We start from the raw sequence: 17843 nt of genomic DNA on the forward strand, positions 1-17843 counted from the left end.
TCCCGACCAAGCCTAACAATCAAACTGGTAAAAATCTGTAAACGCTTGTTTTTCAAGCGCGCACGAATGGGTTTTCACGCATCTCGTCACCTAACCGAGTGTCAGCCCCATGGCCGGTTACTACGGTGGCGTCTTCATCCAGGCTATACAAACGGCGCTTGATGGAGCGCTCGATGGTGGCATAGTCGCCACCCCACAAATCGGTGCGACCAATGCCTCGACGGAACAGCGTATCGCCAGCAATCAGCAGCTTGGCCGCGGGAAACCAGAAGCTCATTGAACCCGGCGTATGTCCCGGCGTATGCAGTGCGACTCCACAACCACAGGCCAACTCTTCGTCATCCGCCAGCCAATGATCCGGCGCAGGCACAGGCGTGTAAGGCACACCGAACATTTGGCACTGCATCTCCAGGTTGTCCCAAAGGAATTGGTCGTCCTTGTTCAGGTGCAGCGTCGCCCCGGTTTTCTCTTTCATCTGCCCCGAGGCGAGAAAGTGATCGAGATGAGCGTGGGTGTGAATGATGCTCACAACCTTCAGGCCCAACACCTCCAAGCGCGCCATGATCAACTCAGGATTGCCGCCCGGATCGACCACGATGGCTTTTCCAGTCAGTGGGTCGCCAATGATGGTGCAGTTGCACTGCAAAGGCCCGACGGGGAAGGTTTCGCGGATGAGAGATGGCGGAGTGGTTTGCATGGGTGTTCCTGTAAAGCTGCTGGCGGGCCAAGCGCAGATTCTAGCCGCAAAGGATTCCGGCAGTGGAGCAGCCTTATTCGCTTCAGCAGAACAAGGCTGTAGTGAAGTAAATCAGTGAGCCGTTAATTCAACTTTTTAGCGGCCGTAATGACTCAAATGCAGTCAAGTTTCTGCAACCCATGCCCAGCTAGCACCGCATGCTTGAGCCGGTATGCAGACACGCTGTTCACTACAGAACCTATACCACTGACAAGAAAAAGCCGGCTCAAGGCCGGCTTCTCCGTCACTCAACTCGATCAGCGAACGCCAGACTGACGCAAAGCTGCCGGGGTGTAATCGCTTTCTTTGGCCGGATAGTCGAACTCGTAAGCACGCTTCTCCTCGTTCTTCAGACCCAGGGCAAGGTAACGGCCAGACAGCAGGTCGTGGATAACTTCTACAGCGTACCAAGGTACCTGCTTGTCGTAGTAGTACTGAGCATGAGCTTCAGCTACACGCCACAAAGTACCGCGACCGTCGTAATGGTCGATGGCTGAGGCCTGCCAGGTGTCTTCGTCAAGGTAGAAATCACGCTTGGCATAGATGTGGCGCTCGCCCTGTTTGAGCGTGGCGGTCACGTGCCAGACGCGGTGCAGCTCATAGCGGGTAAGATCGGGATTCAGGTGCCCAGCCTTGACGATATCGGCGTACTTCAGCTTCGGCGAATCAAGACGGTAGCTGTTGTAAGGAATGTAGATTTCCTTCTTGCCCAGCAACTGCCAGTCATAGCGATCCGGCGAGCCGTTGTACATGTCCAGGTTGTCCGAGGTACGCAGGCCATCGGCTGCGGTACCCGGGCCGTCATAGGACACCTGTGGCGCACGGCGCACGCGGCGCTGACCGGCGTTGTACAGCCACGCCATGCGCGGCTCCTTCACCTGGTCGATGGTTTCGTGCACCAGCAGCACGTTACCGGCCAGGCGCGAAGGCGCCGTTACTCGTTGCTTGAAGTAGAACAGGATATTGCTCGGCTTGCTGGTATCGACCCCCGGCATCATCCCACGGAAGGCGAACTCCTCTTCCAGGCTGACCGGACTGAACGAACCATTGGCCTGCGGCGTCACCTGTACGACGTGGCGTCGCACGCTGGCACCACGGTAACGGGTGATATGGTTCCAGATTGCCTCCAGGCCGTCTTTCGGAATCGGGAAAGGATTGGCCAGTTGGAAGTTTTCCAGACCTTCGCCGCCCTGAATCAACTTGGTGTTGGTAGCGTTGAGCTTGGCCGCCGCAATGATGTTATCCGGCAGGTTTGCCGTGCGGTGGGTCGGAAATACTGGCATCCGGTAGGTTTCCGGATAACGCTTGAACATCGCGTACTGCCCAGGAGTCAGCTTGTCCTTGTACTGCTCCACGTTCTGCGCGGTGATGGTGAACAGCGGCTTCTCGTTGGGGAATGGATCGGCCAGGAAACCACCACCATCGACTGCACCCGCATTAACAGGAAGCCCACCAGTCCAGGCCGGGATACTGCCATCGGCATTGCCGGCCTTTTCCGCGCCAACTGGCGTCAACGTATTGCCCAGCTTGGCCGCCTCGTCCGAAGACACTGCCGCCATCACGCCACAGGCCAGCAGCGACAAGGTCAAAGCGCCGGTCTGCAACAGTCTTTTTGTTGTGTTCATAAATGCATTTTCCTATGAATACGGGCGCTTAGAAGTTCATGCCGAAGCTGAGGGCCAGGAAGTCGCGGTCAACCAGCGTGTTATACGTTCCGCCGAAGAAATCGGTGTAAGCCAGGCTGGTGGTATAGGTGTTTTGGTACTCGGCTTCGACCCCCATACTGACTGCCTTGGCGCCTTCGTTGAACAGACCGTTAGAGACCATATCCACTTACGTCATGAGACCAGGAGACGTTGGGGCGCAGGTTTACACCAGCAAATACGTCATTATATTCCCAGATAGCACGAGCGCGATAACCCCAGGATGTGCTGGTAACGAAGCCGTCGTCTTCACAGTACTTGCTCTGATTTTTACCAGCGCCATTGATGACAGGGCAAGCGCCATTCGGCAGCGGGCCTGGGCCGTAAACCGGATCGCGGCCGTAACGCAGCTCACTGCTTTTTTCCAGCCCACCAACGTGGGTGATACCAACTTCACCAATCACCGTCAGGCGACTCGCGCCCATGACTTGATCGAAGAAATGCGTAAGGGTAGTTTGGAACTGAGTGATTTCTTTGCGGTTATAACCATGGACTGTGGATCCAGGAACGCCTGCAGCTGGGCCACCTAGTAGCGACAAGTTGTTTGCAGCAGCCAAGCCGCCTAACCCTGGAATCCCAGAGTATCCAGCCAACCCCCTAACGCCCGCATACAGAATATCCGTCGTATTTATCTGAACTGGAGCGTTAGGACGGTAGCTAAGTTCGCCGGACCAGGCCGTGCCGGTTGGCAGCGTTGTAGCGAAACTCAAACCGTACAGCTGGATGTCCTCAGGGTACTCAATGAAATAGTTGCTTCCACCAGCGATGTTGGAAAACAAAACACCTTGAGTACAAGCTGCAACCGAAGCTGCAGTTGCGCCAGGGACGCCTGCACAAGCACCTTGCACAGTTGCAGCAGCCCCCGCAGTGGCGTTATACAGCGACCGAGGCCCGGCAGCCGCACTGAATACAGGGTTACGGCTGTGATAATTCATGAAATACGCGCCGAACTCAGTATCCAGCGGCTCGAACTGGTAGCGCAGCGCAGCGCCCCACTGGCCACTGTCACGTGCATCGCGATCCCCACTACGAGGCACGATAATCCCTTCGGACGTGGCGTTATAACGAATGCCGGGAATTGCGCCTCGGCCAAATGCCGCCACCGCCGGATTCAACACTGCAAGATTGTTGTTGCACCCATCAGCAACAATATCCGCCTGCGAGAAAAACGTACCGCAGTTATCTACAACGGTCTGATCCCATTCCAGCTGATAAAAGGCTTCGGCCGAGAGGTTGTTGGTCAAGCTCTGCGAAACATAAAACATATTGACTGGAATCAAGCCCTCTTTGACTTCGGCGCCAGGGCGGCGGAAGGCAGCGACGTCGATAGGGTTGATTGAGTTGATACTATTCAAGATAAAAGTGCTTTCGCCCCAGCTCACCACCTGTTTGCCTAAGCGAACAGAACCCGGCTGATCGGCAATGGAGTAATTGTGATACACGAACGCGTCGAGTAATTCAGCGCCCGAGGATTTCGCGCCTTCCTTGCGATTGGAATCACTGATTTCCTTGAACTCGCGGCCCTCGTCCTTCAGCTCAAAGTCGTACCAATACTTGCCACGTACGAAAACACCAGTATCCCCATACCTGAGTTCGAGGTCGTGGATACCCTTGAAGATCTTCGAGAAGGTCTCGCCTTTCTTGAAGTTTAGGTGACCATCGTCGGAGGTCTGTGACAGACCGTCGCCGCCATTGTTCTTGCCGATGAGGTTTTTGTCCGGCGAAGCCGTCGACCAACTAGCCCCTACCGACAGCGACGAATCGAATTGCCCTTCGATCTCCCCGATATTGAAATTGACGGCGAATGCCGGACTGGCGAGAGCTGATGCGAGGCTGACGGCCAGCGGCAGTTTTGCCAGACGCCAGAACGGCCTTGTTGTGTTGGTCATCGACGCTACTCCATTTGTTTTTGTTATGGCTGATTGACTATAGCCAGCGAGCTTTGCCAAGTGATCACCCTAAAGAGTGCTTTACAGTGCTCGAGACACTCTGGCTCGCAGGTTTCGACGGATCAGTCCCATCCGTGACAAGCCAAGAATGGCTTGAAACCAGCAATTAGCAAGCCAAACGCTTGTTTGACTGATCAGTCACATTTTTGGCGTTGAAATTCGTGCCTTACAGGGTCGACAGAAACTCACTTCCTGCCGCCTGCCATTGCCCGATGTCGACGCGAATACGCTTTTTGTCCAGCTTGCCCACACTGGTCTTGGGAACTTCGGTAACAAGCGCGACCTGAGTGGGAATGGCCCACTTGTTTATGTGGCCTTGTTCGACGAAAGGCGTGAGGTGCTCCATGAGAATTCTAGCGTCCAGCGCCTGCCCCTCCTTCGCCACCACCAGCGCGAACGGCCGCTCGCCCCACTGCGGATCGGCCACGCCAACCACCGCGACTTCACGCACTGCAGGATGGCGACTGATCAGGTCTTCCAGCTCCAGCGAGGAGATCCACTCACCACCGGTCTTGATCACATCTTTGATGCGGTCGCGAATGTCGATGAAGCCCATGGCGTCCAGGGTCGCCACATCGCCGGTGTGCATCCAGCCATGCGCCCACAGCTCTTCGCTCTTTTCCGGCTCGCGGTGGTAGCCCTGGGTCAGCCAGGGGGAGCGCAATACCAGTTCACCCTGGGTTTCGCCATCGTTTGGTAGTCGCTGGCCGTCGGCGTCCATGATCGCCGCCTCCACCAGGGGCACCGGAATTCCGGCCTTGATGCGATAGGTGATGCGCTCGTCTTCACTGCCAGCAAGCAACTCCTCGTTGAGGTAACCACAGGAAATCAGCGGGCAGGTTTCCGACATGCCATAGGCTGCTGTGAGCTGGATGCCGCTCGCCTTGGCTGCGTCATACAGCGCGCGATTCAGGGCGCTGCCACCGATGATGACCTTCAGCCCCTTGAAATCGTAACCCTGGGCACCTGGGGCGCCGAGCAGCATCTGCAGGATGGTCGGCACGCAGTGGGAGAAGGTCACCTGCTCGCCCTTGATCAGTTTGCAAAGCATTTCCGGCTCGTAACGGCCCGGGTAAACCTGCTTCACCCCCAACAAGGTGGCGACATAGGGCACGCCCCAGGCATGCACGTGGAACATCGGCGTGATCGGCATGTACACATCATCGCTACCCATCAGGCGGATGCTGTCCAGGCTGCCGACGGTGCAGGCCATGGACAGAGTGTGCAGCACCAACTGGCGATGGGTGAAGTACACGCCCTTGGGGTTGCCGGTTGTCCCCGTGGTGTAGAAGGTAGTGGCCACCGAGTTCTCATCGAAATCGGCGAATTCGTATGCCGGGCTGGCAGCAGCCAGCAGCGCCTCGTACTCACCGACCAGGTTTGGCAGCTCTGCACGGGAGTCGTCACCATCGGTCAGCAGCAGCGTGCCGGTGACACCGGTGAGCTGATCGGCAATGCCTTGGTAAAGCGCAACGAAATCACTGTTGACCAGCACGAAACGGTCGTCGGCGTGGTTCATGGTGTAGAGAATCTGCTCGGGTGATAGGCGAATGTTGATGGTATGCAGCACCGCACCAATCATCGGCACCGCGAACATGCACTCCAGATAGCGGTGGCTGTCCCAGTCCATCACCGCCACCGTATCCCCAGCCTTGACCCCTGCCTGACCAAGCACATTGGCCAGACGCGCCACCCGCTCGGCGAAGGTCGCGTAGCTGTAGCGCAAGGTGTCGCGATAGACGATCTCGCGGGTTTTCTCGTAGCGACAGCCAGAGAGCAGCAGGTGCTTGATCAGCAGCGGGTATTGATGGGCATTGGCAGCGGGAGGAATGATGCGGGTCTGCAGCATGGGCTCACCTGTTATGGACTATTGTGGGTAGCGACGATATGAAGCGAAACCTGGGTGTGTCTTGGCATCTCGGCCGACAGTACCGCGAGCACGAACCCGCTCAAATGAGCCGATAGGATGACTTTTCAACCCTAGCCCAAGACCACAGCGCCTGTTTCGCCCCATTCCTGAAGATCGAGGTAAAAACATGTCAGATATTGTCATCGTCAGCGGCGCACGCACGCCTATGGGGGGCTTCCAGGGCAGCCTGTCGACCGTCAGCGCCGTGGAGCTAGGCGCTACCGCGATCCGCGCAGCGGTAGCCAAAGCCGGTATCGCGCCAGCCGATGTGCAGGAAGTGATCATGGGCTGCGTGCTGCCCGCGGGCCTCAAACAGGGGCCGGCACGGCAGGCTTCATTGGCCGCCGGCCTGCCCAGCGCCACAGGCTGCACCACCCTCAACAAACTCTGTGGTTCCGGCATGAAAGCGGTGATGCTGGCCCACGACTTGATCAAGGCTGGCAGCAACGAGGTGATGATCGCCGGCGGCATGGAGAGCATGTCCAATGCCCCGTACCTTCTGCCGAAGGCACGTGGAGGCCTGCGCATGGGCCATGGTGAGGTCAAGGATCACATGTTCTTCGACGGCCTGGAGGACGCCCGCACGGGCCGCCTGATGGGTTCCTTCGCCCAGGAAACCGCGGATCGCTATGGCATCACACGCGAAGCCATGGATGCCTATGCCATCGAGTCATTGCGCCGCGCACAGCACGCCATGACCGCCGGGCTGCTGGCCGATGAGATCGTGCCCGTCACCCTCAGCACCCGACAGGGCGATACGCAGATAAGCGAGGACGAGCAACCGCTGAGCGCCAGGATCGACCGTATTCCGAGCCTGAAGCCGGCCTTTAGCAAGGACGGTAGCATCACTGCAGCCAACGCCAGCTCGATTTCCGATGGTGCCAGCGCGCTGCTGCTGATGAGTGCCGAGCAGGCCGAGGCGCGCGGCCTCAAGCCGTTGGCTCGAATCGTCGCCCACGCAACGCAGAGCCAGGATCCCAGCGAGTTCACCCTCGCCCCGATCGGCGCCATCAGCAACCTGCTGCGCAAGACCGGCTGGCAGAAAGACGAGGTCGACCTGTTCGAGATCAACGAAGCTTTCGCCATGGTCAGCATGCTGGCCATCCGTGAACACGGCCTCGATCATGCCAAGGTGAACATCTACGGCGGCGCCTGCGCCCAGGGTCATCCGGTGGGCTCGACCGGCTCGCGGATCATCATCACGCTGATCAACGCACTGCGCCAAACCGGTGGTAAACGCGGCATCGCCTCGCTGTGCATCGGGGGCGGCGAGGCGACGGCAATCGCCGTGGAAATCATCTAGCGCTCAGTGAAGGAGGAGCGCTCCTGCGCTCTTCACTTCAACTCGGTGAAGGCCAGTTTGATGCCCAGGCCGACCAGCACGGCGCCCATCAGGCGATCGAACCAGTGGCCCATGCGGGCAAAGCCATCACGCACCCGCTGATGGCTGAACAGCATTGCCACCAGGCAGAACCACAGTGCGGTGGCCACGGCCAGGTAGACACCGTAACCACCCTGAACCAGCAGCGGTGTGTGTGGGTTGATCACCACGGTGAACAGCGACAGGAAGAACAGCGTCGCCTTGGGGTTCAGGCCATTAGTGACGAAACCCGTGACGAAGGCCCCGCGAGGCGTTCGCGCAACCACTGGAGCCTGATTCTGCGCGGCATCCGCAGTCGCAGGCTTGGCGCGTAGCGCCTTGAAACCGATGTACAACAAATAGGCGGCGGCCAACCACTTCAAGGCATTGAACAACACGATGGACTGGGAAACGATCAGGCCGATCCCCAGCAGCGAATACGCCACGTGAACGAAAATCCCCACGCCTACGCCTAGCGCGCAGAACACACCCGTGCGGCGACCGTGCGCCACGCTTTCGCGCACCACGATGGCGAAGTCTGGCCCGGGGCTGGCCACGGCCAGCAGGTGAATCAGGGCGACGGTGAAGAATTCCATCCAGTACATAGCGGCTCCGCATTGGGCTTCAACCTGTCGCTGGCCTTCAATGGTCGAGCTTCACCCTTGAGGGTCAAGCTGCCGCAGACGGCGAACAGGTTCTGATAGGCTGCACTTTACTTCCCAACAAGATTGCCAGAAAGGTACAGCTGATGAGCAAAACCGGCCGCGCAGTATTTCTCGACTACCGTTCCCTCGACCTCGGCGATCTGGACATGAGCCCGCTGCGCGAGCAGTTCGCCGAACTGATATTGCACGAGCGGAGTACGTCGGAGCAGGTCATCGAACGGCTGCAGGCCGCCCGCGTGGCCATCGTCAACAAGGCAGTGATCGATGCATCGGTGCTCGCCGCTTGCCCGGATCTTGAGCTGGTACTGGTAACCGCCACCGGTACCAACAATGTCGATCTGGATGCCGCCCGAACCCATGGCGTGACCGTCTGCAACTGCCAGGGTTACGGCACGCCCTCGGTTGCGCAGCACACCCTCACGCTGCTGCTCGCCCTGGCTACCAGCCTGGCGGATTACCAACGCGACATCCGCGCCGGTCGCTGGCAGCAATCACCGATGTTCTGCCTGCTCGACCATCCGATCGTCGAACTCGAAGGCAAGACCCTGGGCATGCTCGGTCATGGTGAACTGGGCGGTGCCGTCGCCCGGCTGGCCGAAGCCTTCGGTATGCGCGTGCTCTACGGGCAGTTGCCGGGCCGCCCGCCGCGAGCGGATCGCCTGCCGCTGGACGAACTGCTCCCTCAGGTCGATGCACTGACCCTGCATTGCCCGCTGACCGAGCAGACCCGCAACCTGATCACCGCCCGCGAACTGGATCTGCTCAAACCCGGCGCTTTCGTGATCAATACCGCCCGTGGCGGCCTTATCGACGAGCAGGCCCTGGCCGACGCCCTGCGTGCCGGCAAACTCGGCGGCGCAGCCACCGATGTGCTGACTCAGGAGCCGCCCCGTGATGGCAACCCGTTGCTGGCTGTCGACATTCCTCGTCTGATCATCACGCCCCACAGCGCCTGGGGTAGCCGCGAGGCGCGTCAGCGGATCGTCGGGCAACTGGCGGAAAATGCGGCAGGCTTTCTGTCAGGCCAGGCAAAGCGGCAAGTGAACTGAAGGCTCTGCCCTTCGCCTCCAGCTTTGGGCTTGCAGCTTGAAGCTGGCCCCCCTACCCTTCGCGCTTTTGCCGGGGGAGATCTCATGGATCCGCGAAGTGAAGTGCTGCTGCGTCAGGCCGAGCTGTTCAACGGCCCGATACTGCTCGCGGGGCTCCCCGCCGATGACCTGCTCGGGCAACTGCCACACGCCTTTGGCTGGAGCTGGCACGCAGGCGACCACGGCCGACTCGAAACTCGCTTCGCCGAGCGCAGCAGCTTTGGGGTGACCCCGCCGCAGGCCAGCTTCGACGCTGCTGTGCTGTTTCTGCCCAAGTCCCGCGAGCTGACCGGTTACCTGCTCGACGCTCTGGCTGCCCGTCTGCCAGGTGGCGTGCTTTATCTGGTCGGCGAAAAGCGCGCTGGCGTCGAGCGTGCGGCCAAACAGATGGGCGCCTATGGCACGCCGCGCAAGCTCGACAGCGCGCGCCACTGCCAGCTGTGGCAAGTGCGCGTGGAACAGGCACCCGCCAACCCGGATCTCTCCACGCTGGCGCAGCACTACAGTCTGCAACTCGATGACGGCCCGCTCGAGGTGATCACCCTCCCCGGGGTATTCAGCCATGGCCGGCTGGACATCGGCAGCGCCCTGCTGCTCGAACACCTGAGCGAGCTGCCGAGCGGCCACTTACTGGACTTCGGCTGTGGCGCCGGCGTGCTTGGTGCGGTACTCAAACGTCGCTATCCAGACAGCCACGTCACGCTGCTCGACGTCGATGCGTTTGCCGTCGCCAGCAGCCGCCTGACCCTGGCTGCGAATGGCCTGGAAGCTGACGTGATCAGCGGTGATGGCATCGCCGCGGCGCCTAGCGAGCTGAGCGCAATCCTCAGCAACCCACCGTTCCACCAAGGCGTGCATACCCATTATCAGGCCAGCGAAGACTTGCTGCGTCAGGCAGCCAAACACCTGCGCAAGGGTGGGCAGATTCGCTTGGTGGCCAACCGCTTCCTCAAATACCCGCCGCTGATCGAGCAGCATATCGGCACCTGCCACACCCTGGCCGATGCCGAGGGTTTCCGCATCTACCAAGCGCTCAGCCGCTGAAACGTCGGGCCTGCGGCACAGCGGCGCAGGCCTTGCCCAAAACGCCCTACTTGGGCAGAATGCGCGCGTCCTAGGGGAGTAGTCTCCCGCGAGCGCCAGCTCGCCCGGCATGCATCAACATACTTGGTCAGCTGACCATGGTGCGTGCGACCCAAGACCCGCCAAGACGGGTCTGCGCCACTCGGCCACAGCAAGCACGAGTGCCGCGCAGGGTTTGACAAGACCTATGACACGAACACCTTACCCGGGGCGGGAAGGCTGTACGTGTCATAGCCGTGTCTACCCGCCCCTTTAGGAAACCTGATGCTGGAATCTCTTTTCGTTCCCACCCTGATCGTTGCCCTGGCGGAAATCGGCGACAAGACGCAGCTGCTCGCGTTGCTGCTGGCGGCGCGCTTCCGCAGGCCGTGGCCGATCATCTGGGGCATGGCGGTCGCCACCCTGGCCAATCACCTGGTGGCTGGCGCGGTCGGTAACTGGGTAGCGGGGCTGCTATCTCCCGCGCTGCTCAGCTGGATACTCGCCGCCTCGTTCATCATTGTGGCGCTGTGGACGCTGATTCCAGACAAGCTCGACGATGACGAAAGCTCCAACCTGAAACGCTATAGCCCGTTCCTGACCACCCTGATCGCCTTCTTCCTGGCCGAGATGGGCGACAAGACCCAGGTGGCGACCGTGATGCTCGCCGCCCAGTATCCGCACTTCATCATGGTGGTCATCGGCACCACTCTGGGCATGCTGATCGCCAACGTACCGGTGGTACTGGCCGGCAACTTCGCTGCAGATCGCCTGCCCCTCACCCTGATCCGCCGGCTGGCCGCCACCGCCTTCGCGGCGCTGGCGCTCTACGCGGCCTATCAGGCAATGCTGTTGAGTGGTGTGATAGGCCGTTAATCGCCCCCGCGTTAGCGTGCGCTAAGCATCTAACGCAGGCAGCGGCGCAGATCGCCGAATGAGTACTGCGCTGCCGCCTGTCATCCAATGACGGCAACAGACACTAGATCACTTCTTCGCTTGCTGATAAAGCGGCATTACCTTCGGAATAGCTGCCTGCAGCGACGCGATGCGGCTCGAGGAAGCCGGGTGAGTGCTCATGAACTCAGGCGGCGAGCCCTCGCTGGCCTTGGCCATTTTTTCCCACAGCGAGACCGCCGCATTGGGGTTGAATCCACCCCGCGCGGACAACTCCAGGCCTATCAGGTCGGCTTCGTTCTCATTGCTGCGGCTGTTGGGCAGCGTCATCCCGTAGTTCACCGCTGCGTCAGCCAGTGCCATCTTATCCGGCGTTACGCCCAGCAACGCAGCAGCGCCCTGCTTGGCCAGGTTCACACCATAGGCCTTGGACATCGCCTCTCGACCGTGCTCACGCAAAGCGTGGGCAATCTCGTGGCCCATCACCGCGGCGATCTCGTCATCGGTGAGTTTCAGTTTGTCGATGATGCCCGTGTAAAAAATGATCTTGCCGCCCGGGCCACAGTTGGCATTCAGCTCTGGGCTATCGATCAGGTTGACTTCCCACTGCCACTGGGCGGCATCGGGACGGAACAGCGGCGCCTGTTTGATAAGACGGTCGGCAATGCGCTGCAGACGCTTGGCATCTGCGCTGTTTTTCTCCAGCACGCCCTGCTTAGACGCTTCGCTAAGCGTCTGCTGATAGGACTGGGCATACATCTGGTTGACTTCATCGGTCGACAACGCGCTGAACATATACTGCTTGCGCTCGACACCCACTGCGCCACCGCTGGTGGTGTTGACGGACTGGCATCCCGCCAGCAGCAAGGCCGCAGCCAGAGTAGTGAAAGACAACGACGATTTCATGCTGGATCTCCCTGAGGTCTGAGCGGCGTATGCTAGGGACTGTAAGAGGTGCTCGCAAGTTGAGTGATCAAGCGGGCGTCAGACACTCGGGCCCATCAAGTGTCGGATCATTGACCAAGTTGCTCAAGACCCGTTCCCGCAGCACCGGTGACGTACCAACGAGCAGTGCCTGCAGCTCTTCCACTGGCGTATCCGCCGCCAGCCAACGCTGCTGATCGTGCTCATTCAAGAGCAGCGGGCGGCGCAATGTGGCAGCGGCCTGGGTGACCAATGCAGCACTCAGGTAAACATGCCCTTCGACCGGATAAGCCTCCCACAGGGCTGCGAAATAGAGCAGCGAATCCTGGCCACTCAACCAATAAGGGCGCTTACGTGCGGTTCCACGCCACTCATAGAAACCGTTGGCCGGGATCAAGCCACGGCGCAGGCGAAAAGCGTCGCGAAACATTGGCTGCTCAGCCAGGGTTTCAGCGCGGGCATGGGCAGGCGTTTTCGACAAATCCTTGAGCCAGGATGGCGTCAGCCCCCAGCGAACACGCACCAGCGAGCGTTGCTCGCCATCGGCACGCTGCAGCAGCACCTGGGCGCCTGGCGCAAGATTCCAGTGCGGCTGTTGATCAGCGGGGAAACCGGGTAGCGCTGCAAAGGCAGGCGTCCAGCGAAACAGGGCGAAGCGTCCACTCATGGGGTACCCGGTCAGGAGGAGTAGGCGCGAGACTGCCTTAGCACAGCAACACACCCTGAAAATTATCCGGTTCGTCACCGGGCAGCGGTTGCGCGCCATTGTACTCGGCGATCAACCGCTGGGCGCGCTCGGCGTCGTCATCCTCGACCAGCATCCCGAGCAAGCCGCAGGCCGGCAGCTCGCCGACCGCACCGACTAGGTGGCCGCCAATCAGATGCGCCTGAATACCTTCACTGGCGAGCATGCTCCTCAACAGCTCGCCCTCCATAAGATCCTGTGGCTCGTAGATCCGCTTCATCAGTCGTTCTCTCCTCGCACATCCAGCTGCCAGTCAACACCATCGGTACTGAGCGAGAAAACGATCGGCCGGCAGCACACCGGGCAGTCTTCGATGTACTGCTGATCCCCCGCCGATAGATCCAGTACAGCCTCGACCGGCTCACCACAATAAGGGCATTGGTAATCCTGTGTTTCCAGCATAGGGCGCCTCCGTGTGACTTGCAGGGTATAATCGGCGGTCTATTGCTGCCCCTCTGCTCGGCTGTCGTTGCGCCCCAAAGGCTCGAACGGCAACGGCTCTCCCCCGAAGGGGCTCAACCTCTCAATCGCAGCGACAATCACAAGAGATCATTGATGGGCGAATTCGATAGCATCCGACCCTACGCCGACGCGGAAATTCCAGCAGTTCTGGCGCGCCTGTTGGCCGACGATGCGTTCCTCGACATCCTTACCCAGTTCCGTTTCCCGCGCTTGGCGGGACCGTTCGGCTGGCTGCTCAAACCTCTTATAGCTCATCGACTGCGGTCGCAGTTCCGCTCCATCAATTCGGTGAGCGCGCTGCAGGATACCGTCGAGCCCTACGTCGACCGTACCGTCGAGAAAGCCACTGATGGCGTGACCTACTCCGGCGTAGAAACCCTCAAGTCCGGCAGCGCCTATCTGTTCCTGGCCAATCACCGCGACATCGTCATGGATCCAGCCTTCGTCAACTACGCGGTTTACCACGCGGGACTGAAGACGCCACGCATCGCGATCGGTGACAACCTGCTGCAAAGGCCCTTCGTCAGCGACCTGATGCGTCTGAACAAGAGCTTTATCGTGCACCGCTCGATCACTGGCCGCCGCGAAAAGCTGGCGGCTTACCAATTGTTGTCGGCCTACATCAGCCACTCGATTCGCAACGATGGCGAATCGATCTGGATCGCTCAAGCCGAAGGCCGTGCCAAAGACGGTGACGACCGTACCGATTCGGCGATTCTCAAGATGTTCCACATGAGCCGCAAGGACGAGCCATTCGCCGAAGTTATCAGCAGCCTCAAGCTGACTCCCGTGTCGATCAGCTACGAGTATGATCCTTGCGACCAGGCCAAAGCCCTCGAGCTCTATACCCGTGCGACCACCGGTAGCTATACCAAGCAACCAGGCGAAGATGACAAAAGCATCGCCCTAGGCATCACCGGCTACAAAGGCCGTGTACACGTACACTTTGGCGATCCACTGACCAGTGGTTTCGAGGATGCCAAGCAACTTGCGACCATCACCGATGCGCACATTCTCACCGGCTATCGCCTATTTCCCGTGCATTACCTGGCGTATGCCATGTGGAGCGAGCGTGATCCACAGCTTGAGGTACCGACGGCCGAAGCGCTATTCGATGCAAGCGAATTGGCAGCAGCAAAGGAGCAATGGCAGCGACGCCTAAGCAACTGCCCCAGCGAGCAGCAGCCCTATCTGGTCTTGCAGTACGCCACACCAGTGCGCAACCAGTACCGCATCAAGGCTGGCCTTCCTCTCTGAGGGCAGGCACTGACCGCAAAAACGAAAAAGCCCCGACATCTCGGGGCTTTTTCTTGTCACGCTACTCGCTTATTGACCGCTGAGTATCTGCGACAGAGTCGGATCCTTGAAGGTTCGGGTCAGCGCATCGCTCAACACGTCACTGACCAGCTTGGTGTTGGTTTCCTGGTTGGGTGCCATGCCGAAACGCTGGTTCAGGGAAGCACCGTAGCGGCCACTGTAACGACGATTGCTGTTCTGCACATCGGCGCGGAAGGTGGCGGTCATGTCAGCTTCGGTGACATAGAGGCCTTCCTTGGGCGACTGATACTTCAGCTCTGCCAGAGTGAGGGTCAGTTGCGGTGCATTGTAGGCGTTGGCCGAGGGGGTGAAACCTAGCAGGCGTACAGCCGCTTCGGCCTGAGCCTGCAGCTTGGGCAGCACATCCTTGCCAGCAACGCTGATGGCGCTGGTTTCCGGGTACAGACCACCGCGAGTTCCCAGAACCGGGGATGGGCGACCATCAACAACACGCACGACGACAGGCTGGCCCTGACCAACTGGGGTCAAGGATCCGATGAGCCTGGGCTGCGGGGTGATTTGCTGCGGGCTGTGGGCACAACCGGCAAGAGCCAGACTGAGAGCGGCAACCAGACCAAACAACAGGCGATTCATACTCGGTTCTCCATGGAGGGGCGCATAAGGCGTCGCAAAGTATAACGAATCGACCTGCAATGGGTGAACGCGGTTCCGGTCATGTGCCCGTCACATGCTAGCGGTATAAGACTTTGGTCGCTTTGCATGATGGAAGTTTGTTTGATGCGTGCACTACTGGAAAAGACTGCCAACCCACCACGCCCACGTATTTTCGCCTGCGTCGATGAGCAGGGCATCTGCCGGGCATTTCGCCAGAGCGCCCACGCTCCGGGGCCTGCAAGCTGGCATGAGGTCAACGAGCAACGTCTCGTCTGGCTCGGCGCTCCGCTCCCGGAAAGCGCTTTCACTTCCCGCTGAGCGCCTGCCCGGGCTTTTGTGCGCAGAACCGCGTGTGCAATAAAAGTCACATGCAGCTGATCAATTCTCTCGCTTTCGCCTTATAATCGCGCCCCGATTATAAGGACGCCTCCTGATCGGCCTCGCCGTACCGCTGATGCACTTCACGCCATCGGCAACGCCACAGAGAGTCGCCCACTTCGTGCTGCTCGATATCGACAGCCATCCTCGTTCCATGCAGCGATTACCGCGTTTTCGCGGAACATCTGCCGCCGAGGAAGGCCCAACAGGCACATGAACTTTTGAGGTTCGCGTTCCAAAAGAACGTGAAAAAACGGTTTCAATAACTTCACAAGAGTGTGGCGAACATATGAATCATCTTGCGGCAGGACAAGGCGACCCCTTCCCGTCACCCGGATCCCCAGGACAGCTCTGCAACCGCTGACAGGCGCACTCGACGCCCAGGCCGAAGGCCATCGATTGGACGCTGATTTTTTGGAGATGTGGCAATGGCGCAGAACGATTACGAAGCTGTAGATGTAGTGCTGGTTGGAGCCGGCATCATGAGCGCAACGCTGGCCGTGCTGCTCAAGGAACTCGATCCGGGCATCAAGCTGGAAGTCGTGGAAGCGATGGACTCCGGCGCGGTGGAAAGCTCCAACCCGTGGAATAACGCAGGTACTGGCCACGCCGGCCTGTGCGAGCTCAACTACACCCCTGAGTCCGCTGACGGCTCCATCGACATCAAGAAAGCGGTGAGCATCAACGCCCAGTTCGAAGAGTCCAAACAGTTCTGGGCCTACCTGGTCAAGAAAGGTACGTTCGGCTCGCCGAAGACCTTTATCAACTCGGTTCCACACCTCAGTTTCGTGCGTGGCCAGAAAGGCGTCGACTACCTGAAGAAGCGCTTCGAGTCCCTGCGTGTACACCACGCCTTCGAAGACATGGTGTACAGCGAAGACCGCGAGACCATGGCCCAGTGGATGCCTCTGATGATGCCAGGCCGTGATTCCAGTGAGCCGATTGCAGCGACCCGCGTGGCTAACGGCACCGACATCAATTTCGGCGCGCTGACCAAGAGCCTGCTGGACTACCTGGTGCAGCAGAGCAACGCTCGCGTGACCTGCAACCAGCGAGTCACCGATCTGACCCGCAACGAGCACGGTTGGCGTGTGAGCACCAAAGACCCGAAAAGCGGCAATCATCGCGAAATTCAGGCCCGCTTCGTGTTCCTCGGTGCCGGTGGCGGTGCCCTGCCCCTGCTGCAGATGTCGGGCATTCCGGAAGGAAAGGGCTTCGGCGGCTTCCCGGTCAGCGGCCAGTGGCTGCGCTGCGATAATCCGGAAGTGGTCAACCAGCACCAGGCCAAGGTGTACAGCCAGGCCGAAGTGGGCTCGCCCCCCATGTCGGTGCCGCACCTGGACACCCGCGTGGTCGATGGCAAGAAATCTTTGCTGTTCGGGCCCTACGCGGGTTTCACCACCAAATTCCTGAAAAAGGGCTCGTTCCTCGACCTGCCCATGTCGGTGCGCCTCAACAACATCGGCCCGATGCTGGCGGTGGCTCGCGACAACTTCGACCTGACCCGTTACCTGGTCAAGGAAGTCATGCAGTCCCACGATCAGCGTCTCAATACGCTGCGCGGCTTCTACCCTGAAGCCAAGGCCAGTGACTGGCGTCTGGAGATTGCCGGACAGCGCGTGCAGATCATCAAGAAAGACGCCAAAAAAGGCGGCATCCTGCAATTCGGTACCGAGCTGGTAGCGGCCAAAGACGGCTCCATCGCCGCTCTGCTGGGCGCTTCGCCGGGCGCTTCGGTGACGGTCTCGATCATGCTCGATCTGATCCGCCGCTGCTTCCCCGACAAGGCGGCCTCGGCCGAGTGGAGCAGCAAGTTGCACGAGATCTTCCCGGCACCCTATGCGGTATTGAGCAGCGATGCCGAGCAATATCGTGCGGTGCAGTCGCAGTCGGACGCACTACTGCAATTGCAAGAACTGCAGCAGGTGTGATCGCTCAAGCGTGAACACAGAAACGGCGCCTATTTAGGCGCCGTTTTTTGTGCACAGCTAACTGACAGCGCAAACAACGCCCAATAAAAAGCCAGTCAGCAGAGC

18 protein-coding genes and 1 riboswitch are annotated in these 17843 nt (G+C 59.7%); of the genes, 7 read left to right on the forward strand and 11 right to left on the reverse strand.

The window, feature by feature from the left end; translation table 11 throughout:
- Positions 1–52: 52 nt before the first annotated feature.
- From K5Q02_RS22810 to K5Q02_RS22825, 5 genes are all read right to left on the reverse strand, one after another.
- Positions 53–697, reverse strand: coding sequence for an MBL fold metallo-hydrolase (locus K5Q02_RS22810; protein ID WP_225834621.1), 645 nt, complete (start codon positions 695–697; stop codon positions 53–55).
- 296 nt (positions 698–993) lie between these two features.
- A complete protein-coding gene (locus K5Q02_RS22815) occupies positions 994–2361 on the reverse strand; it encodes a DUF1329 domain-containing protein (RefSeq protein ID WP_225834623.1) in 1368 nt (455 codons plus the stop codon).
- Positions 2362–2389: 28 nt separating this feature from the next.
- Positions 2390–2563: a DUF1302 family protein gene (locus tag K5Q02_RS24670; RefSeq protein ID WP_442963944.1), complete on the reverse strand. Its 174-nt coding sequence runs from the start codon at positions 2561–2563 to the stop codon at positions 2390–2392.
- A complete protein-coding gene (locus K5Q02_RS22820) occupies positions 2553–4328 on the reverse strand; it encodes a DUF1302 domain-containing protein (RefSeq protein ID WP_442963945.1) in 1776 nt (591 codons plus the stop codon). Before K5Q02_RS22820 ends, K5Q02_RS24670 begins: the two co-directional genes overlap by 11 nt.
- Before the next feature lie 226 nt (positions 4329–4554).
- Positions 4555–6237 (reverse strand): fatty acid--CoA ligase, encoded by a 1683-nt coding sequence (locus tag K5Q02_RS22825; protein WP_225834625.1) that lies wholly within the window; start codon positions 6235–6237, stop codon positions 4555–4557.
- Positions 6238–6424: 187 nt separating this feature from the next.
- On the opposite strand from K5Q02_RS22825, the gene K5Q02_RS22830 reads away from it, so the two are divergent.
- The gene (locus tag K5Q02_RS22830) at positions 6425–7600 is read left to right on the forward strand and encodes a thiolase family protein (protein ID WP_225834627.1); all 1176 of its coding nucleotides are present in this window, start codon (positions 6425–6427) and stop codon (positions 7598–7600) included.
- A gap of 32 nt (positions 7601–7632) precedes the next feature.
- On the opposite strand, the gene K5Q02_RS22835 is transcribed toward K5Q02_RS22830, so the two are convergent.
- Positions 7633–8262 (reverse strand): LysE family transporter, encoded by a 630-nt coding sequence (locus K5Q02_RS22835; protein ID WP_225834629.1) that lies wholly within the window; start codon positions 8260–8262, stop codon positions 7633–7635.
- Positions 8263–8405: 143 nt separating this feature from the next.
- Between K5Q02_RS22835 and K5Q02_RS22840 the strand changes: the two genes are divergently transcribed.
- From K5Q02_RS22840 to K5Q02_RS22850, 3 genes are all read left to right on the forward strand, one after another.
- Complete coding sequence (locus tag K5Q02_RS22840) at positions 8406–9371, forward strand: 2-hydroxyacid dehydrogenase (RefSeq protein ID WP_225834630.1); 966 nt, start codon at positions 8406–8408, stop codon at positions 9369–9371.
- A gap of 84 nt (positions 9372–9455) precedes the next feature.
- Positions 9456–10454, forward strand: coding sequence for a class I SAM-dependent methyltransferase (locus K5Q02_RS22845; protein ID WP_225834632.1), 999 nt, complete (start codon positions 9456–9458; stop codon positions 10452–10454).
- Between the two features lie 61 nt (positions 10455–10515).
- A riboswitch (yybP-ykoY riboswitch) is annotated at positions 10516–10670 on the forward strand.
- 90 nt (positions 10671–10760) lie between these two features.
- Positions 10761–11348 (forward strand): TMEM165/GDT1 family protein, encoded by a 588-nt coding sequence (locus K5Q02_RS22850; RefSeq protein ID WP_225839842.1) that lies wholly within the window; start codon positions 10761–10763, stop codon positions 11346–11348.
- Between the two features lie 108 nt (positions 11349–11456).
- Here K5Q02_RS22850 and K5Q02_RS22855 read toward each other — a convergent pair whose 3' ends face one another.
- From K5Q02_RS22855 to K5Q02_RS22870, 4 genes are all read right to left on the reverse strand, one after another.
- A complete protein-coding gene (locus K5Q02_RS22855; RefSeq protein WP_225834633.1) occupies positions 11457–12272 on the reverse strand; it encodes a M48 family metallopeptidase in 816 nt (271 codons plus the stop codon).
- Between the two features lie 67 nt (positions 12273–12339).
- On the reverse strand, positions 12340–12957 hold the full coding sequence (locus K5Q02_RS22860; protein WP_225834635.1) for an SOS response-associated peptidase: 618 nt from the start codon (positions 12955–12957) through the stop codon (positions 12340–12342).
- A 37-nt stretch (positions 12958–12994) separates the two neighbouring features.
- A complete protein-coding gene (locus K5Q02_RS22865; RefSeq protein WP_225834637.1) occupies positions 12995–13255 on the reverse strand; it encodes a putative signal transducing protein in 261 nt (86 codons plus the stop codon).
- Complete coding sequence (locus tag K5Q02_RS22870; RefSeq protein ID WP_225834639.1) at positions 13255–13437, reverse strand: CPXCG motif-containing cysteine-rich protein; 183 nt, start codon at positions 13435–13437, stop codon at positions 13255–13257. The genes K5Q02_RS22865 and K5Q02_RS22870 overlap by 1 nt, the downstream gene beginning before the upstream one ends.
- A gap of 150 nt (positions 13438–13587) precedes the next feature.
- Between K5Q02_RS22870 and K5Q02_RS22875 the strand changes: the two genes are divergently transcribed.
- Entirely contained in the window at positions 13588–14754 is a 1167-nt protein-coding gene (locus K5Q02_RS22875; protein WP_442963946.1) for a 1-acyl-sn-glycerol-3-phosphate acyltransferase, read from the forward strand.
- Positions 14755–14823: 69 nt separating this feature from the next.
- On the opposite strand, the gene K5Q02_RS22880 is transcribed toward K5Q02_RS22875, so the two are convergent.
- The gene (locus K5Q02_RS22880; protein ID WP_225834643.1) at positions 14824–15408 is read right to left on the reverse strand and encodes a YajG family lipoprotein; all 585 of its coding nucleotides are present in this window, start codon (positions 15406–15408) and stop codon (positions 14824–14826) included.
- Positions 15409–15552: 144 nt separating this feature from the next.
- Between K5Q02_RS22880 and K5Q02_RS22885 the strand changes: the two genes are divergently transcribed.
- The gene (locus tag K5Q02_RS22885) at positions 15553–15747 is read left to right on the forward strand and encodes a hypothetical protein (RefSeq protein WP_225834645.1); all 195 of its coding nucleotides are present in this window, start codon (positions 15553–15555) and stop codon (positions 15745–15747) included.
- Positions 15748–16235: 488 nt separating this feature from the next.
- Positions 16236–17738 carry a malate dehydrogenase (quinone) gene (gene mqo / locus K5Q02_RS22890; protein WP_225834647.1) on the forward strand — a complete coding sequence of 501 codons (1503 nt, stop codon included), beginning with the start codon at positions 16236–16238 and terminating at the stop codon, positions 17736–17738.
- Positions 17739–17843: the final 105 nt, after the last annotated feature.

The sequence above is a fragment of the Pseudomonas sp. MM211 genome (assembly GCF_020386635.1).
Classification (GTDB): domain Bacteria; phylum Pseudomonadota; class Gammaproteobacteria; order Pseudomonadales; family Pseudomonadaceae; genus Aquipseudomonas.

Bases quoted from the DNA above. Each gene is read 5' to 3' on its own strand.
- K5Q02_RS22810 (WP_225834621.1), bottom strand. From the start codon at position 697: ATGCAAACCACTCCGCCATCTCTCATCCGCGAAACCTTCCCCGTCGGG.
- K5Q02_RS22815 (WP_225834623.1), bottom strand. From the start codon at position 2,361: ATGAACACAACAAAAAGACTGTTGCAGACCGGCGCTTTGACCTTGTCG.
- K5Q02_RS24670 (WP_442963944.1), bottom strand. From the start codon at position 2,563: ATGGTCTCTAACGGTCTGTTCAACGAAGGCGCCAAGGCAGTCAGTATG.
- K5Q02_RS22820 (WP_442963945.1), bottom strand. From the start codon at position 4,328: ATGACCAACACAACAAGGCCGTTCTGGCGTCTGGCAAAACTGCCGCTG.
- K5Q02_RS22825 (WP_225834625.1), bottom strand. From the start codon at position 6,237: ATGCTGCAGACCCGCATCATTCCTCCCGCTGCCAATGCCCATCAATAC.
- K5Q02_RS22830 (WP_225834627.1), top strand. From the start codon at position 6,425: ATGTCAGATATTGTCATCGTCAGCGGCGCACGCACGCCTATGGGGGGC.
- K5Q02_RS22835 (WP_225834629.1), bottom strand. From the start codon at position 8,262: ATGTACTGGATGGAATTCTTCACCGTCGCCCTGATTCACCTGCTGGCC.
- K5Q02_RS22840 (WP_225834630.1), top strand. From the start codon at position 8,406: ATGAGCAAAACCGGCCGCGCAGTATTTCTCGACTACCGTTCCCTCGAC.
- K5Q02_RS22845 (WP_225834632.1), top strand. From the start codon at position 9,456: ATGGATCCGCGAAGTGAAGTGCTGCTGCGTCAGGCCGAGCTGTTCAAC.
- K5Q02_RS22855 (WP_225834633.1), bottom strand. From the start codon at position 12,272: ATGAAATCGTCGTTGTCTTTCACTACTCTGGCTGCGGCCTTGCTGCTG.
- K5Q02_RS22860 (WP_225834635.1), bottom strand. From the start codon at position 12,957: ATGAGTGGACGCTTCGCCCTGTTTCGCTGGACGCCTGCCTTTGCAGCG.
- K5Q02_RS22865 (WP_225834637.1), bottom strand. From the start codon at position 13,255: ATGAAGCGGATCTACGAGCCACAGGATCTTATGGAGGGCGAGCTGTTG.
- K5Q02_RS22870 (WP_225834639.1), bottom strand. From the start codon at position 13,437: ATGCTGGAAACACAGGATTACCAATGCCCTTATTGTGGTGAGCCGGTC.
- K5Q02_RS22880 (WP_225834643.1), bottom strand. From the start codon at position 15,408: ATGAATCGCCTGTTGTTTGGTCTGGTTGCCGCTCTCAGTCTGGCTCTT.
- K5Q02_RS22885 (WP_225834645.1), top strand. From the start codon at position 15,553: ATGCGTGCACTACTGGAAAAGACTGCCAACCCACCACGCCCACGTATT.
- mqo (WP_225834647.1), top strand. From the start codon at position 16,236: ATGGCGCAGAACGATTACGAAGCTGTAGATGTAGTGCTGGTTGGAGCC.